This is a genomic window from Aeromonas sp. DSM 116730 (assembly GCF_046581335.1).
In the GTDB taxonomy this organism is placed as follows: domain Bacteria; phylum Pseudomonadota; class Gammaproteobacteria; order Enterobacterales; family Aeromonadaceae; genus Aeromonas; species Aeromonas rivipollensis.
This window is the reverse complement of record NZ_CP144265.1, coordinates 2,934,913-2,950,607: the sequence shown is the minus strand read 5'-3', so window position 1 is coordinate 2,950,607 and position 15,695 is coordinate 2,934,913. Positions and strand designations below refer to the sequence as shown.

The 15,695-nt window shown below is 55.1% G+C and carries 13 protein-coding genes; 2 read left to right on the top strand and 11 right to left on the bottom strand.

Going from position 1 to position 15,695, the window contains the following annotated elements; translation table 11 throughout:
* Window positions 1-4: 4 nt before the first annotated feature.
* The 7 genes from Aeroheme_RS13350 to Aeroheme_RS13320 form a co-directional block, all read right to left on the bottom strand.
* Window positions 5-1,096 carry a stealth family protein gene (locus Aeroheme_RS13350; RefSeq protein WP_411166011.1) on the bottom strand — a complete coding sequence of 364 codons (1,092 nt, stop codon included), beginning with the start codon at window positions 1,094-1,096 and terminating at the stop codon, window positions 5-7.
* Between the two features lie 44 nt (window positions 1,097-1,140).
* The gene (gene galU / locus Aeroheme_RS13345; protein ID WP_411166010.1) at window positions 1,141-2,019 is read right to left on the bottom strand and encodes a UTP--glucose-1-phosphate uridylyltransferase GalU; all 879 of its coding nucleotides are present in this window, start codon (window positions 2,017-2,019) and stop codon (window positions 1,141-1,143) included.
* Window positions 2,020-2,429: 410 nt separating this feature from the next.
* Window positions 2,430-3,632, bottom strand: a complete 1,203-nt coding sequence (locus tag Aeroheme_RS13340; RefSeq protein WP_368169346.1) for a sugar transporter — start codon at window positions 3,630-3,632, stop codon at window positions 2,430-2,432.
* Window positions 3,633-3,647: 15 nt separating this feature from the next.
* On the bottom strand, window positions 3,648-4,298 hold the full coding sequence (locus Aeroheme_RS13335; protein ID WP_275058440.1) for an ABC transporter ATP-binding protein: 651 nt from the start codon (window positions 4,296-4,298) through the stop codon (window positions 3,648-3,650).
* Between the two features lie 22 nt (window positions 4,299-4,320).
* Complete coding sequence (locus Aeroheme_RS13330; RefSeq protein WP_368169347.1) at window positions 4,321-5,121, bottom strand: ABC transporter permease; 801 nt, start codon at window positions 5,119-5,121, stop codon at window positions 4,321-4,323.
* A 61-nt stretch (window positions 5,122-5,182) separates the two neighbouring features.
* Window positions 5,183-6,952, bottom strand: coding sequence for a polysaccharide biosynthesis/export family protein (locus tag Aeroheme_RS13325; protein WP_411167248.1), 1,770 nt, complete (start codon window positions 6,950-6,952; stop codon window positions 5,183-5,185).
* Between the two features lie 24 nt (window positions 6,953-6,976).
* Window positions 6,977-7,351 carry a hypothetical protein gene (locus tag Aeroheme_RS13320; RefSeq protein ID WP_106887241.1) on the bottom strand — a complete coding sequence of 125 codons (375 nt, stop codon included), beginning with the start codon at window positions 7,349-7,351 and terminating at the stop codon, window positions 6,977-6,979.
* 816 nt (window positions 7,352-8,167) lie between these two features.
* On the opposite strand from Aeroheme_RS13320, the gene Aeroheme_RS13315 reads away from it, so the two are divergent.
* Complete coding sequence (locus Aeroheme_RS13315; RefSeq protein WP_408864815.1) at window positions 8,168-8,692, top strand: acyloxyacyl hydrolase; 525 nt, start codon at window positions 8,168-8,170, stop codon at window positions 8,690-8,692.
* 78 nt (window positions 8,693-8,770) lie between these two features.
* Here the strand turns inward: Aeroheme_RS13315 and Aeroheme_RS13310 are convergent, their stop codons facing one another.
* The 3 genes from Aeroheme_RS13310 to Aeroheme_RS13300 form a co-directional block, all read right to left on the bottom strand.
* A complete protein-coding gene (locus tag Aeroheme_RS13310) occupies window positions 8,771-9,412 on the bottom strand; it encodes an energy-coupling factor ABC transporter permease (protein ID WP_408848751.1) in 642 nt (213 codons plus the stop codon).
* A 79-nt stretch (window positions 9,413-9,491) separates the two neighbouring features.
* The gene (gene pflA, locus Aeroheme_RS13305) at window positions 9,492-10,334 is read right to left on the bottom strand and encodes a pyruvate formate lyase 1-activating protein (protein WP_411166009.1); all 843 of its coding nucleotides are present in this window, start codon (window positions 10,332-10,334) and stop codon (window positions 9,492-9,494) included.
* Window positions 10,335-10,409: 75 nt separating this feature from the next.
* Entirely contained in the window at window positions 10,410-13,349 is a 2,940-nt protein-coding gene (locus Aeroheme_RS13300) for an EAL domain-containing protein (protein ID WP_411166008.1), read from the bottom strand.
* 134 nt (window positions 13,350-13,483) lie between these two features.
* Here Aeroheme_RS13300 and Aeroheme_RS13295 point away from each other — a divergent pair, with 134 nt between their 5' ends.
* Window positions 13,484-15,172, top strand: coding sequence for an FAD-dependent oxidoreductase (locus Aeroheme_RS13295; RefSeq protein ID WP_411166007.1), 1,689 nt, complete (start codon window positions 13,484-13,486; stop codon window positions 15,170-15,172).
* A gap of 93 nt (window positions 15,173-15,265) precedes the next feature.
* Here Aeroheme_RS13295 and Aeroheme_RS13290 read toward each other — a convergent pair whose 3' ends face one another.
* Window positions 15,266-15,694: an ion channel gene (locus Aeroheme_RS13290; RefSeq protein WP_106887235.1), complete on the bottom strand. Its 429-nt coding sequence runs from the start codon at window positions 15,692-15,694 to the stop codon at window positions 15,266-15,268.
* Between the last annotated feature and the right edge of the window lies 1 nt (window position 15,695).

Sequence of the window (15,695 nt, the reverse complement as noted above, 5' to 3'; positions counted from 1 at the left end):
TTATTTATCCCAATGTCTTATTAAAATAATTAGAAAGTAGTAATTTAACATTGCTGTTTTGTTTTATATTTTTTACATTAAAATCGTTTGCGCAAAAAGAGTGGGGTAGCGTCCCTTTCTGTTTTGCTATTTCAAGAGCTTTAAAGTATGCCGCAGCAGCCGGAGATCTCACATTAAAATAATAGCAAATGTCTCTGGAGGGTACAGCAACCCCCCTTATATAGGAGAGCCAAGGTACGAAAAAAGTTGCTAAATTAATATCATGATTCGTTCTAAATCTATTTGGGAGAAATTTCTTTAAATCAGAACGGTATAATCTCCAACTTTCTTCATACATACTTTTTCTAAGTGGTACATAAGTGTGTACTAAAGGATGGTCGACTAGAAAACTGTAGTCATGGTTTAATATGGAGGCTGATTTTAATGACGCAGATAATGTTGGTGTATTAGTTCCTTTTTCTTGCATGATCGACAAACTTTTTTTTGACATAAAAAGTGAGGCGATGCCATTGCTTCTGAAAAAGTGGCCTGCAGGAAGCGGTCTGGCAACAAAAACATCATCATTAAAATAGATAAAGTGCTCTGCCAAATCTGGGATCCGGTGCAGGTGGGCTTCTATGACATGTGAGTTGAATGTGGGTAGATACTGTGCTTCGATAATATCAGTATGATCAACGATACGAACTCTATCACTTGGCGTCAACCATTTAGGGCACTGGTTATCTGTGACAATATATATTCGCCGGACCCAAGGGAGAAACTTCAAAACACTACCTAAGGAATATTTCAGTTCATCATGATTACTAAATCTAGCTGGATCGACAGCATATTTTCCTACATAGCTTTCATCTATCAGCAGTTTTTGTTCTTGATAGCGTGATTGCCATTCAGGGTCTGCATCATCAACCCATGTAAAAACAACATCAATTGGAAAGTCAATGTCTATCTGACTCTCCAATGCAAGATCGTGTCGCATTAGAATATGCTCTTCATTCTCTGAACAAGCGATCTCATTACGAATTACAGGGTACTTGTTATTCAAGTGATCCCTAATGAAAATACCTGGATTTTTGAAGAACTTTTTAAGTTTACGCATATTTTTGCATCATAAAGAGCGGGATACCCGCTCTTTTATTTAAATCAAATTAAGGATGTTATAAAATCTCTAAAACCATCTTTATAGTCTTTATGGCGGAGACCATATTCAACAAATGCCTTCATATAACCCAATTTGTCACCACAGTCATGAGATTTTCCCTGCATACAGAAGGCGTCGACCTGTCCACCTTTGAGTAACTCGGATATGGCATCAGTGAGCTGAATTTCATCTCCTGCTCCTGGTTGTGTCATACGCAAATGCGACCATATATCCGGGGTCAATACGTAACGTCCCACGATGGCAAGGTTGGATGGTGCTTCATCTTGTGCTGGCTTCTCGACCACATTAAATATGGTGGCAGACTCACCTGAGGTTATATCAATGGAATGGCAATCCACAATACCGTATTTTGAAACATCTTGAACCGCCACCGGTTCAACCATGATCTGGGAACGACCTGACTCTTTATAATTACGGACCATTCTAGCCAAGTTGTCTTTTTTAAGATCGCTGGCGGCATCATCGATGATGACGTCGGGCAGTACCACGACGAAAGGGTTGTGACCAACAAGGGGATAAGCTGAAAGCACTGCATGGCCCAACCCTTTTGCTTCCCCCTGGCGGACATGCATAATGGTTACGTCTTTGGGGCATATGGATTGAATCTCTTCCAGTAACTGCCGTTTGACGCGACTTTCCAATGTTGCTTCCAGCTCAAACGACTTGTCGAAGTGGTTTTCGATGGCATTTTTCGACGAGTGTGTGACCAGAATTATTTCCTTGATACCGGCAGCGATACATTCATTGACCACATACTGAATCAAGGGTTTATCTACAATAGGCAGCATTTCCTTTGGAATGGCTTTTGTAGCAGGTAGCATGCGGGTACCCAACCCCGCGACTGGAATTACAGCTTTCATTTTATCCCTTAGCATTGTTTATATTGATTATTATATGGCATAGAGCAGGTGGGACTATAAATATGAAATAGTTCCTCTGTCTTACCTTGTGGAAATTGAAATTATGATTTTTGATGTCCTCTCAAAAATCAGTTTCACTTCGTTTTAAAATAACCCTGGACAATTAAAGAAGTTGGATGCCGAGATTGAATTAATAGTGAGCTACTCGACTCGAAGGTGATCTCTTTATTTTTATGGTTGTACCTCTCGAACTAGCTAAAGGTGGTTATATCAAGAAGAGTGCCGGATACAAGTGTGACTGGCTTCTGGCTAAACCGTCGGCAGATTGGCAGAGCCTTGGCCCATCAAGTGAGATAGGGCACATGAGATCCTCATGTGTCTGAGCCAGATAATTCAACGTCATATATCGGTCAGTCTTGGTGCTCGCGGAGGGTTGCGAGACCCATCACTATCAAGCCATAGAAGAGGAACAACAATACACCGACGGTAGCCAAGTTGTAGAGACGGCGAGGGTATTCCGCATCCTGTGCCAGGCTCGGTTGACTGATAACCAGCAGGTGTTTGAGCTTGCGGTATGCCTCGACCCTGGTCTGCTCCAGGCTGATGAGGCCCGTCTTATAGAGATCCGCTGCCAGAGTGGCCTGGGTCTGTACATCCAGATAACCGGCGTTGATCTCGTTCATGGCATCTTTATCGAGACCGGTGAGCTTGGCACGCTCCTGCTCCAGTTGCCGGGTCAGGGCATCGACGCGGCTCTGCACCGAGATGACGGCGGGGGCGTTCTCTCTCATATAGCTGCGCAGTTGTTTGAGCTGCGCCTGCTGGTTTACCAGCTCGGCCTCGATCTGGCTGACTACCCCGAGACGGGCGCTACTGGTGGATTCCGGGCTGATAAGTTGATGGCTGTTTTGAAACGCCAGCACCTTGGCCTTCTCATCCTGCAACCGTCGATAGGCGCGATCGACCTCTTTCTCGACAAAGGCCAGTTGATCCAGCGCCACTTGATGCCCCAGCTTGTTGATAAAGCGCTCGGACTCCTTGAGCATCAGGCCCACTACCCGCTGGCCATATTCGGGATCAAATGCCTGCAACTCGATGGTGAGCACGCCCGACAGTTCATCAAAACGTAACATCAGGTGGTTACGATAATATTCGATAAAATCTTCCCGGCTGACATCCTGTGGCAGGCGGGAGAAATAGTCTGCCTGATCGTTCTGGTAATGGGACTTGAGGTCAAGCTCCTTGTCGAGTTTTGCCAGCAGGTCCCAGGAGTTCAGATAATCCTGGATCAATAGGGCATCCTGATGATTGCTGCCGCCAATACCCAGCATCGAGAGGGCATCGGGCAGCATCTTGATCTGGTCAGCCTGCTTGATGATGATCTCCGCCCGGCTCACGTAACGGTCAGAGGCGATGACCCCCAGATAGAGAGCCGCAATGGTAAAACAGGCGACGACCCAGAGAAAACTGCCGAGCTTGAGGCTCTGCTGCCAGGAGCGGTGGGCAATCTGAAAGCCGCTGGAGTCGATAAAGAAACGCTTGGGCTCATTGCCGAGCTTGCGCAGTTTGCGTGCGAAGCGGGATGGTCTTTCGGAACGGATAGGTTGGGTCATGGTGAATGCAGCTTGTTAGAGATTCTGATAAATGCGGATGGCGTCATCGATATTGTCGAAGATTTCCAGTGTACTGTTGCGCAGCAATATCCCCATGTCGCACTGCTGGCGCAGGTTTTTCATGTCGTGGGACACCATGATAAGGCTCGCGGTCTCGCGCTTTTGATTGAAGGTATCAATGCATTTTTGTTTGAAACGAGCATCCCCCACCGAAGTGATCTCATCGGTCAGATAGATATCAAAGTCAAAAGCCATACTGACGGCAAAGGAGAACTTGGATTTCATGCCGCTGGAGTAGGTTTTTATTGGCAGCTCGAAGTGCTTTCCTATTTCGGAAAACTCCTTGACCCACTCCTCCACCTCTTGGGTATCGCGTACACCGTGGATACGACAGACGAAGCGGGTGTTCTCCCGCCCTGTCATGCTCCCTTGAAATCCGCCACTGAGGGCCAGCGGCCAGGAGACGCGACAATGGCGCGTTACCTTGCCCTGATTGGGTGTATCCATACCGCCCAGCAGGCGAAGCAGGGTGGATTTGCCCGCACCGTTGACCCCCAGAATACCGATGTTGCGATCCTGCGGCAGTGTGATGCTCACATCGCGCAGCACATAGTTGCGGCCGAACTTGGTGGGGTAGTACTTGGATACATTGTCGAGAATGATCATGTTATTCCGCACTCATTGGCGATCAACTGGCGATCAGCCGGCGATGGCTCAGACGATAGCAGCTCATGGCAAAAGTCAGCAGCAGCAGGGTCACGCCTGACAGATAGGCCGCGCTGACATTGGGACTGCTGTAACCGGCGATCCAGCCACTTCGGATCAGCTCGAGGGCATGCACCAGCGGGTTCCATAAAAACCAGTGTTGATACTGGACTGGGATGCTGATCAGGGGATACATCACACAAGAGATAAACATCAGCGGCATCATCAGCAGACCGAGGAACTTGTCTGCCTCCTGAAATAGCGTGCAGATAACGCAGAAGACGATACCGAGGGAAAAGGAGAACACCATCAACAGCAAATAGATGAGGATCACCTGCAAGGGATCCGCCGGAATGGCATCGAACCCGAACCAGAGCAGCCCCAGTACCAGGATGATACCAACCATCATGCCAATCATGGTCTCGAGCATGAAGCGGGCAACAAAGGTAGAGAACGGAGTCACCTGCCGGTAGCAGAACAGCCCCATATTGGCGCTGACTGCGGATTGCAGCTTGCTCACGACATTCTTGAAAAAGAGAAAGGGCAAATAGCCGGCAGTTATAAAGAGTGGTGCCGGCGCCCCCCCGAACCCACTGTGGCCGCGCAGCCCGAAAATCAGGCTGAAGGCGCTGATCATCAGTAAGGGATCGATCAAGGCCCAGGCATAGCCAAGCCGGTAACTGCCAAAACGGGTCTTCAGTTCTCGGATAAGCAAACCGAACGTCACATCGCGCAGCACCTGCAAGGGCGTTCGAGGTGTTTGATTGAGAATGGGTTTATGCATTGAGTCGTTTACCGTATGGCAGACTCGCCGATTGGCGAGCCTGCATTGTTCGGTTGGCGGTTTAGTTGATGGCTACGTTCGCCGCCACGGCGATCTGATAGATGATTTGGGTAATGTCTTTGACCGACTGCATGGTTTTGCTGTCAACCTTGGGCAATACCATGATCTGATCCCCAGGTTGAACGTTCCCCTGACCCTTGAACTCCACCAGCCCGTTGGCATGGACCACGGCGATGCGCTGATCATTGGCTCGTTCGGTAAACCCACCGGCCCAGGCCACATAATCATCGAGGTCGGCATTGGCGTTGTAGACCACGGCTTGTGGCATCAACACTTCACCACCCACCTGGATAAGGTCAGTCTTGTTCGGGATCACTATCTGGTCGCCTTGCTCCAGCTGAATGTTGGCGATGATGCCCTTGTCGGCGACCACGACCTTGCCCAGGGGTTGAATCTTGCGAGCCTTGTCCACAAACTGCATGACCAGCTCGGCCTCTTTGGCACGGATGGTCGCCTCACCATCCGAACTGGCCGGCGCGGTGAATACGCTGCGCTCCAGCCGGTTGAGCGACTCATCCAGCATATCTTTTTGCCTGATGGCCACGCTCTTTCGCATCAGATAGATGGATTGGTAATCGGCCAGATCCGGATTGATCGGAATGTGGTTGAGCAGATCGTGCAGTTTGGTCTCTTTGCGGACGGTGAAGTAAGAGGGGCCCATATAACTGCCGGTGACCTGCACATCGTAAACTTGTGCATGCATGTCATCGTTAAACAGCACCTTGTCGCCGTCCTTGAGTTGGACCTGAGCAAAATCTTTGTAAGGCAGATAAATAGAGAAGGGACCGTTTGCACGATCGCCAATTACCCCGACATGACTCACCTTGGCGAGGGGCAGGGCATAATTGACCAGTTCCGAACCCAGGGTATTGCGCTGCTTTAATTCGAAGCGGAATGGGTTGCGAACCTTGCCAGCCACATTGATCATCGGCCCCTGGGGTTCCACCAGGATCACATCCTGATCTTTCAGGGAAAGCTTGGGCATTTTGCCTTTCTGCATGAATTCATACAGGTCGATCTGCTGGAGGACCTGGTTTTGGCGCAAGACCTTGATTTGACGGTAGCTGCCACGCTCTGAATCGATGCCACCCGCCCGCTTGAGGAAATAGAGCACGCTGTCAGACGATTGTCCGGCATATTGGCCTGGGCGGATCACCGGCCCTGTCACGAATACACTCACTGGGGTTGTCGTCAGCAAATTGACGTAAATGTTGACGTTGTTGGTGAATACATCACCAATCTTGCTGGTTACCAGATTATTGATTTGGCTGGCAGGAACATTCTTGACATTGATGGGGCCAACATCAGGGATGAAAATATTGCCCTGATTGTCGACCGTTACCACATTGGAGAAATTGACTGCGCCCCAGATCCAGATATTCAGCTTGTCACCTGGTGCTATCAGGTAATTGTCATTCAAGCCATCACTGCGTTCAGTTTCATATCCACCTGCAAACAGGTTGGCGCCGTAGGGGGGAGGGAGTCCGGCTTCGGCCTGTGGCAGTAATTTCCGCACATCTGCCTCACCTGGCAGCAACATGCCTTGCCGATTTTGTTGCGCAAAACTGCCGGTTGTTGAACTTGTGCTGGCTTGACCACTCAGCGATGACTGGCCGCCAAGTTGGGGCCGATTGTTATCCCCTGAATTACCCGACAGGTTATAGCCAAATGATGCCCCATTTGCCAGGGCCTGGTCCGGTGCACTAGCCGCCATGGTGGTGCAGGAGGCACTGATGAGAAACAGGAGGGTACTCAGATGACGAACGTTCATTTTCAAAACAGATACCTTCGAGTTTTATTGTTCAGCAAGAAGGCTGCTGACAGAAGCTTGATCCAATTGAGGTATCAGGTACCACATTTCTTCACTCTTGCATGCGACACTTCTTTGTGAGTGGCCTTGCATGTTGTTGAACAGCAGGTCAACGCACTCACGTCCCATGGCCGACACATAGCGTTGACCCAGGGTGAAGGTAACGCCGTTCGTGCTAAGTGCTGCCCCTTGAGGTTGGGTATTGAGCGCCTGTTGCAGATTTGCTGGCATGGCTTGTTGTGCTGTGGTCGATGATGGATTGACGAGGGGACGGGAGGCTTCGACCTGCTTTGGCTCATATGCGCAGCCAGCGATAGACATGGCTAGCGATATCGCCAGAAACCGGGTTGCGTAGTTCATGTGTCAATATTATCCATGGAGTCAAAACTTGAAATGTAAATAATGCGTTAATTTTGTGTTATCGGTGGTGTTCGTCTTGCGATAATACTTGCCTCATGTCCTACCTTGGTCGTGCTGTACCGAAACTGTACATGGAAGTACATTATCTCAAAAGTAAAAAAAGAGAAAAGCTACCGCACGGAAGTGACATTGCTCCGGCCTAGGGGGGTCAAATTGAGGCTTGAAATAAAATTAAAAACATAAGGCGGACTGTCATCAACAGCCCTGTTTGAATAGCTTTCCAGTCGTGCTGGAGCCGAGCTCACATATATTGCGTTATTTCGAAACGCTCGTCATGTTTAATTTTATTCCGGGCGCATATTACCTGTGGGTTGCGAATGAGTCAACACATATTAGTCGTGTAACTGGTAGCGCCAGAGTGATTTAATCTATTGTTATGTAACTATATTTTCATGTTTTCAGTAATGATTGAAACAGGTCTGATGAGTATTTTTAGCGCAGAAGTTGTCAATTTAGAAAGCTCTTAAATAAGGAATGTTTGAGATATCCATTTGATGATGGATATTTTTGTTGCATCAGAAGTAATGATGTGGTTGGTGTGGCAGGGAACGTTATTAAGGCTTACATAGTGTAGGTCATTAGTGTTATCCCCTTGAACATAACGCTCAACTGCTAATTTTGTAGACTATTTCTTCGAAAACATATGCATTTTTAGTTTTTGGTGTTGAGTTGACAGCTCTTTCCCTCACTGACTATGCCTGATGTGTACCTGTTTGACGCTTGACAAAGCGGGGACATCAGGATGCAGGAGGGGGCATGGACGCCAATCTTCACTCGATAGCCAGATTATTGCTCTTGCTGAGCATGAGCACGACAGCCATTGCCAATGACGAAGTCGTGGCTGTGCAGCTAGGAACACCTGCCGAAAACGAGAAGCTCGATATTTATACTGCTGACATCAAGTTCCACCATATGTTCTGGCAATGGGGTGAATCGGGTTGTCAGTTTGGTCTGGGAGTGCGTGGTGGCGTGCTGGATGTTGGCCATGAATCCGGGGCCCGGTTGGGTGCTGGAGGGCGTGCTGAATGCCTGTGGGGCCAATGGGTGGTATGGATGCCGGTTGAGGTACTGTGGCTGAGCAAACATGAGTTCGGGCACAAGGGGAATGGTTTCAAGGACTATGGTGGCCCTGTCCAGCTATCAACAGGATTGGGGTTGGGGTATGCCTTCAATCGGAACTGGCTGTTGGGGTACCAGTATGAACATATGTCCAATGGACACATGTATGAGCACAACCCGTCACTGGACAGCCATACACTCCACATCGATTACAGATTCTAGATTTTCATCAGGTCTTCTTAGCGGTGTTCGACGTTCAGGGTACCCGTGGCATGGGCCGGTACGACCATCATACCTGGTTCAGCGCCCCAGATACTCCCTGTCGAAGAAGGTGTTGACCCAGTGGGGTCGGTAGACGGCGAGCAGTGTCATGGCCATGCCGTTGAGCAGGGCCTCGGGGAAGAGTAGCAGCGGCCAGATCGAGAGGTAGTCGGCACTGATGGTGTGCCAGGGGTAGGCGCCGCTCATCCCCATCAGCAGGGCGCTGGCGAGGATCTTGACCGAGATGCTGAGGGCCCCCCCAAGAAAGGCGGCCACGAACAGGTAGACGAAGAGGTGGCGGGGCAACCAGGCCCAGCTTGCCAGAAACAGCAGCCAGCTGGTGGCCACCGGCAGCGCGACACCGATGAGCGCCTGCCAGCCGAACTCCGCCAGGTTGGTGACACCAAAGGCCCCGAGGATCAGCAGGGTGAGGCAGGGGGCCAGCAGGGCGAGGCGCCAGCCCAGCAGCAGGGTCAGGCTGGTGAGGCCGAGAAAGTGGATCTCCAGCCCCTCGTGGAGGCCTGCCCGCAAGGTCCAGAGCGGCACCAGGACGATGGCGCTCCCCAGGCAGAGGTGCTGATAGAGGGGGTTGGCGTGGAGGGTGCGCAGCAGGGAGGCGTTCAGGCTGAAGGCGAGCAGCACCAGCCAGAGCAGGAGGGCGGCGACTTGTCCTTCACTCATGACCTCTCCTCTTGTGCCGGCGCTGCAAGGCCAGGGGCGCAATAAAAAGAGGCCGCCCTGTGCCGGGCGGCCTCCTGTCTCAATACTTCACGTTGGGGTGGTACTTGCCGAGGATGGCCTGGACCCTGTCCATGGTCTCCTTGCTGGGGGGCTTGATCCCGGTCAGATCGTAAGTGTCTCCCAGCACGTCCCACTTGTGCTTGCCGAGTTCGTGGTAGGGCAGCAGCTCCACCTTCTCGACGCACTTCCCCAGCTCTGCGATGAACTGGCCGAGGCCTTCGGCGCTCTCGTCATCGTCGGACCAGGTGGGCACCACCACGTAGCGGATCCACATGGTCTGGCCGCGGGACGCCAGGTAGCGGGCAAACTCCAGGGTGTACTTGTTGCTGACATGGGTGAGGGGGATGTGCTTCTCGTCGTTGATCTGCTTGATGTCGAGCAGCACCAGATCGGTGTTGTCTAGCACCCGATCGAGCAGCTCGTCGTAGTGACGCACGAAGCCGTTGGTATCTAGGCAGGTGTGGATCCCTTGCGCCTGGCAGGCGGCAAACAGCTCGGCGATGAACTCTTGCTGCAGCATGGCTTCCCCACCGGAGGCGGTGACGCCGCCGCCGGAGGCATTCATGAAGTGGCGGTAGCTGGTGAGATCCTGCATCAACTCGGGCACAGTGACCTCGCGGCCGCCCTGGGTGTCCCAGGTGTCCCGGTTGTGGCAATACTTGCAGCGCATCAGGCAGCCCTGCATGAACACGATGAAGCGGATGCCGGGGCCGTCGACTGTGCCGCAGGTCTCGACGGAATGGATCCGGCCAATGATGTCGGGATTGCTGGTGTCGCTAACGGTGGCGGCAGGGATCCGCTGAGTGCCCTGATCGGCAGGGCCGCTGGTTTCAACGGCAGGGATCCGGTTAATGACTGACATAGACGACTCCAATTGTTCGGACAGGGTTCGAGCGGTCGTTATTTTATGACATAAAGCCCTATAAATCCTACCAGTTTAGCCTGCCGGGGTGGCACCCAGCAGACTCTCCAGTGCCTTGACGGGGAGCGGGCGGCTGGTCAGGAAGCCTTGGTAGTGCTGGCATCCCAGGGCCTTGAGCACGGCCAGCTGCTCCTCGTCCTCCACCCCTTCGGCGGTCACCGTGAAGCGAAACACCTTGGCGAGATCCAGGATGGCCTTGACGATGGCCTTGTCCTGCTCGCTGTGCACCAGCGTCTGGATGAAGCTCCTATCCAGTTTGACCTCATCGGCGGGCAGATCGCGCAAATAGGCGAGAGAAGAGTAACCAGTACCGAAGTCATCGATGGAGATGAGGATGCCCAGCCCCTTGAGCTGGCGGATCTTGGCGATGCTGTCCAGCCGGTTTTCCAGCACCACGGACTCGGTGACCTCCAGCAGCAGGCGCGACGGCGGAACCCCGGTATCGCGCAGCACGTACTCCACCTGCTGCACGAAGCCGGCGGTGTGGAACTGGCGGGCGCTGACGTTGACCGACAGATGGGGGATGGCGAGGCCGTTGTTGAGCCAGAAGCTGTACTGGGCGCAGGCGGTCTTCATCACCCAGTAGCCTATCTCCTGGATCAGGGTGGTCTCTTCGGCGATGGGAATGAAATCCCCGGGGGGGATCATGGTGCCGTCCATCTTCTGCCAGCGCAGCAGGGCCTCCACGCCGGAGAGGCTGCCGTTGTCGACCCTGTACTGGGGTTGATAGTGCAGCACCAGCTCGTTGTTGCGCAGGGCATCGCGCAGCTGGTTGTTGAGGGAGAGCTTGCTCTTCTCCTTCTCCGCCATGGCCTCGCTGAAGAATATGTGGTTGCCCTGGCCGGCCCGTTTGGCCATGTGGACGGCGGTATCGGCCTGCTGCATCAGGATAAGGTGATCCTTGTCATCGTCGCTGAACAGGCTGATCCCCACGGAGGCGCTGCAGTGCAGCTTGTGATCGCCGATGTCGAAGGGGAGCCGGAAAATGCTCATCAGCTCGCGGGCGAAGTGCTCCGCCAGTATCTTGGCGGTGACATAGCCCTGGCCCAGCGCGGTGAACAGCAGGGCGAACTCGTCCCCCGAGGTGCGGGCCAGCACCAGGTTCTCCTGGGGCAGGGACTTGAGCCGCACCACCACGGCCTGGAGCAGCAGATCGCCGCAGGCGTGGCCGAGGGAGTCGTTGATCGACTTGAAGTTGTCGAGATCCAGCAGCAGCAATGCCCCCCACTGCCCGCTCGGGATCGCAAGGGTGCGCTGCATGATGTCGTTCAGGCTGCGCCTGTTGTAGAGGTCGCACAGATCGTCGTAATAGGCGAGCCGCTCTATGTGGCGGGCCGCCTCCCTCTCCTGGGTGATGTCGTGGAAGCTGCAGACGAAGTGGCTGATCTCGTCCTCCTCATCCTTGACGCCGCTCACCATCAGCCGCACCGGGAAGAGATGGCCCTCCTTGTGCAGACACTGCTCCTCGCCGAGCCAGTATCCCTGCTTATCGACGGCGGCAATGACCTCCTGCTTGAGGCTGTCGCCATAGTAGGTGGGCCTCAGGGCCTCGATATGCTGACCGAGCATCTCGTCATCCCCGAACCCTGTGATGCGGCTGAAGGAGTTGTTGACCTTGAGGATGATGCCGCCGTGATCCATCACCAGCAGACCGTCGTGGGTGTTGAAGGCCACTTCGGCCAGGCGCAGGGCATCGTCGTTGGCGAGGCGCTGCAGTTCGATGGCGGCACGCTCACGCTGCTCGTAGAGGGCATCGAGCAGGGGAATGGGGTCGGCCAGCGGCCCGTCGAGCAGCAGGGTGATCTGACCCAGGGGGACGCCGCCCTGGCCCTGGAGGGGAATGCCAATGTAGGCCTTGGCGTTGAGGGCCAGCAGCTGGGTGGCCTGGGGATAGCGCAGGGGCAGGTCTTCCACATAGAGGCTCTGGCCGTGCTGGAAGATCTCCCGGCCCGGGCCTATCTCCATCCGCATGGGCTTGACCGCGGAGAAGGTCTCTCCTTCCAGTACGCAGCGGGGAATGAGCCAGAGATCCTGGCCACGCAGCTGAAACTCTCCGAGCCAGCCGATGCGGGCGCCGCTCGCCGTCATGGCCCAGCGCACCAGGGCGCGGCAATACTCATTGCCGGTGTTGCAACTGAGCCCGCTTGGCAGGGTGAAGGGGGAGGCCTCGGCCACCTCGAGTTCGGGCTGCCAGTGGCCCAGCAACTGGGCGCAGTGGCGCACCAGCTGCAGCGTCTCTTCGCCTATCAGGGTCGTCTCGGCGTATTCGAGGCTGAGCACGCCGATGAGCTTCTCCTGCTCCAGCAGGGCGCCGTCCAGGCGGGAGCTGACATTGGCATTGGCCAGATAATAGTGCTGGCTCAGCATGGGTTGGTGGGCGGCCTCCGAGAAGCTCAGGGCACCCCGGGTACGCAAGGCCCGGATGTAGCGACTGTCACCGCGAATGGCACCGACAGAATCCGCATTCAGGGTGAAGACAGGGGTCAGCTGCTCGCTGCCGAGGGGGCCATTGGCCTGGTAGTGCCAGAGGATCAGGCGATCGGCCCCCAGGCACTCCCTGAGGCTCTCCAGCATGGGGGCATACTGCTGCTGACTGGCCATCTGGCTCAGGCGCGGCAGTTGCAGCGACAAGCTGGCCGCACTCTCCTGGGGTTGGGTCTGCAGGCAGATGAGCCAGAAGGCATCCTGTTCATGGGAGAGGGAGATATGCCACTGCTGGGCGGCAAAGCGCAGCAGCAGCTTGCCCCCCTTGCCGCTGGTGAGCCGCTGCTCTATGGGCTGGCGCAGGGCATCCGGCAACTGGGCCGGCCAGGCGCTGCGGGGCTCATCAAGCCAGTGGAGCGGGGTCTGCATCACATCGGTCAGGGCGACCAGCCGTTGACTACGGGTATCCAGGCGAAAGAACAGGGGGGCCTGGCTGGCTGTCGGGAGATGACTGAGCGCGGTAGACGACATGAACTGACACTATCCTGTTGAGCAATTGTCGGAGGGCAAGAATACTGCAAATCCGCGGCAAACAAAATTTCATTGAAACCTAAATTAGATTGCTCTAATTTAATGTCAATTTCTCGTTGAGTGGAGTCTTGCAGATGAAACGGATCCTGATTGTGGGTGGTGTCGCCGGGGGCGCATCGGCGGCGGCCCGCGCCCGTCGTTTGAGCGAAGAGGCAGAGATAGTGATGTTCGAGCGGGGCGAGTTTGTCAGCTTCGCCAACTGCGGTCTGCCCTATCACATCGGAGGGGATATCCCCAATCGGGATGCCTTGTTGCTGCAGACGCCCCAGAGCTTCAAGCGCCGTTTCAACGTCGATGTGCGGGTCTTCCACGAGGTGATCGAGATAGACAAGGCGAGCAAGAGTCTGCTGGTGCGCAACCTGCAAACCGGCGAGGAGCGGCGCGAGCCCTACGATGTGCTGCTGCTGAGCCCGGGGGCGGTGCCCATTCGTCCTCCTTTCCCCGGCATCGACAGCCCGGGCGTGCACACCCTGCGCAACATTCCGGACATGGATCGCATCCTGGCGGCTTTGCACCATGACAAGCCGCGCCATGTCACCGTGGTCGGCGGCGGCTTTATCGGGCTGGAGATGATGGAAGCGCTGCATCAGCGCAAGCTGGAGGTCACCCTGCTGGAGCTCTCCGATCAGGTGATGGCGCCGGTGGATAAAGAGATGGCCAACATGCTCCATGCCCGCATCCGGGAAGAGGGGATAGATCTGCGTCTGCGCACCGGTCTCTCTGCCATCGAGCGTCTGGATGTGCCGGCAGAGAAGACCTCGGCCGTATCTGTCGCCAGCTGTGCCGGCCTGCGCCTGACCCTCAATGACGGCTCTCATCTCGACACCGGCCTGTTGATCCTCGCCATCGGCGTCAAGCCCGAGACCCTGCTCGCCGCCAAGGCGGGGCTGGAATTGGGACCCCGCGGCGGCATCAAGGTGGATGCCGGCATGCGCACCTCGGATCCCTTCATCTACGCGGTGGGGGATGCGGTGGAGGAGACCGACTTCGTCACCGGCGAGTCCGTGCTGATCCCGCTGGCGGGCCCGGCCAACCGTCAGGGGCGCATCGCCGCCGACAACATGCTGGGCCGAAGCGAGACCTACAAGAAGACGCAAGGCACCGCCATCTGCAAGCTGTTCGACCTGGCGGTGGCCAGCACAGGCCTCAACGAGAAGCGGCTGGTGCAGCTGGGTCTGCCGTTCGAGAAGGTCTATGTTCACCCGGGCAGCCACGCCGGCTATTACCCGGGCGCCCATCCGATCAGTCTCAAGCTGCTGTTTGCCCCGGATGGCAGGATTTACGGCGCCCAGGCCATCGGCAAGGATGGCATCGACAAGCGCATCGACGTGCTGGCGGTGGCCCAACGTGCCGGGCTCACCGTGTTTGACTTGCAGGATCTGGAGCTCACCTATGCGCCGCCGTTCGGCTCGGCCAAGGATGCGATCAACATGGCGGGTTTCGTGGCGAGCAACCACTTGAAGGGGGACAGCATCCTTTGCCACGCGGCCGAGGTGCAGGCCCGCAACCCGCACCAGCTAGTGGTGGATGTGCGTAACGCCCCCGAGCTCGACAAGCTGGGGCGCATACCGGGTGCCCTGCATATCCCCCTCGACGAGCTGCGTGGCCGCCTCGATGAGCTGCCCAAGGATAAAGAGCTGCTCATCAGCTGTCAGGTGGGCTTGCGCGGCCATGTGGCCTGTCGCCTGCTGAGCCAGCACGGCTTCAAGGTGAAGAACCTCTCCGGTGGCTTCAAGACCTGGCAACTGGCCATTGCCGAATAGTCCTGCCCGGCCGAAATGGCCCAATCGACTGCTTTGCATGAAAATGGGCCACTCCATGGAGTGGCCCATTTTTACACCATGAACACAGCCCGATCAGGGGGCGCCGTCATTGAGCTGCTTGCGAATGTGGTGCTGCAAGACCGCCAGCATGGAGGCGCCGGAGAGGCCTATCATCAGGGCGCCGTTGACCGCCTCGAGGGGGCCGAGCAGCTTCCACTGCGGACTCATGACGATGTCGCCATAGCCCAGGGTGGCGAAGTTGACCCCGGAGTGGTAGACGGCCTCCTGCAGGGTGTCGAACTCCCCGAGCCACAGGAAGAGCCCGCCCCAGACGCCGATCTGTGCCAGGTTGCCCAGCATCACCAGGGTGATGATGCCAAACAGCGCCAGCATGCCTGCCAGCACCCCCTCACGCTTGCCGAACCGTTTGATGTAGAAGCGGATGCACCAGACGGATACCAGGGATTGCAACAGCATGTTGATCAGGATCACCGGGATGCCGACCATAAATATGAGAAACATG

Bases quoted from the DNA above. Each gene is read 5' to 3' on its own strand.
- galU (WP_411166010.1), bottom strand. From the start codon at position 2,019: ATGAAAGCTGTAATTCCAGTCGCGGGGTTGGGTACCCGCATGCTACCT.
- Aeroheme_RS13295 (WP_411166007.1), top strand. From the start codon at position 13,484: ATGAAACGGATCCTGATTGTGGGTGGTGTCGCCGGGGGCGCATCGGCG.
- Aeroheme_RS13290 (WP_106887235.1), bottom strand. From the start codon at position 15,694: ATGTTTCTCATATTTATGGTCGGCATCCCGGTGATCCTGATCAACATG.
- pflA (WP_411166009.1), bottom strand. From the start codon at position 10,334: ATGTCAGTCATTAACCGGATCCCTGCCGTTGAAACCAGCGGCCCTGCC.
- Aeroheme_RS13335 (WP_275058440.1), bottom strand. From the start codon at position 4,298: ATGATCATTCTCGACAATGTATCCAAGTACTACCCCACCAAGTTCGGC.
- Aeroheme_RS13325 (WP_411167248.1), bottom strand. From the start codon at position 6,952: ATGAACGTTCGTCATCTGAGTACCCTCCTGTTTCTCATCAGTGCCTCC.
- Aeroheme_RS13350 (WP_411166011.1), bottom strand. From the start codon at position 1,096: ATGCGTAAACTTAAAAAGTTCTTCAAAAATCCAGGTATTTTCATTAGG.
- Aeroheme_RS13320 (WP_106887241.1), bottom strand. From the start codon at position 7,351: ATGAACTACGCAACCCGGTTTCTGGCGATATCGCTAGCCATGTCTATC.
- Aeroheme_RS13315 (WP_408864815.1), top strand. From the start codon at position 8,168: ATGGACGCCAATCTTCACTCGATAGCCAGATTATTGCTCTTGCTGAGC.
- Aeroheme_RS13330 (WP_368169347.1), bottom strand. From the start codon at position 5,121: ATGCATAAACCCATTCTCAATCAAACACCTCGAACGCCCTTGCAGGTG.
- Aeroheme_RS13340 (WP_368169346.1), bottom strand. From the start codon at position 3,632: ATGACCCAACCTATCCGTTCCGAAAGACCATCCCGCTTCGCACGCAAA.
- Aeroheme_RS13300 (WP_411166008.1), bottom strand. From the start codon at position 13,349: ATGTCGTCTACCGCGCTCAGTCATCTCCCGACAGCCAGCCAGGCCCCC.
- Aeroheme_RS13310 (WP_408848751.1), bottom strand. From the start codon at position 9,412: ATGAGTGAAGGACAAGTCGCCGCCCTCCTGCTCTGGCTGGTGCTGCTC.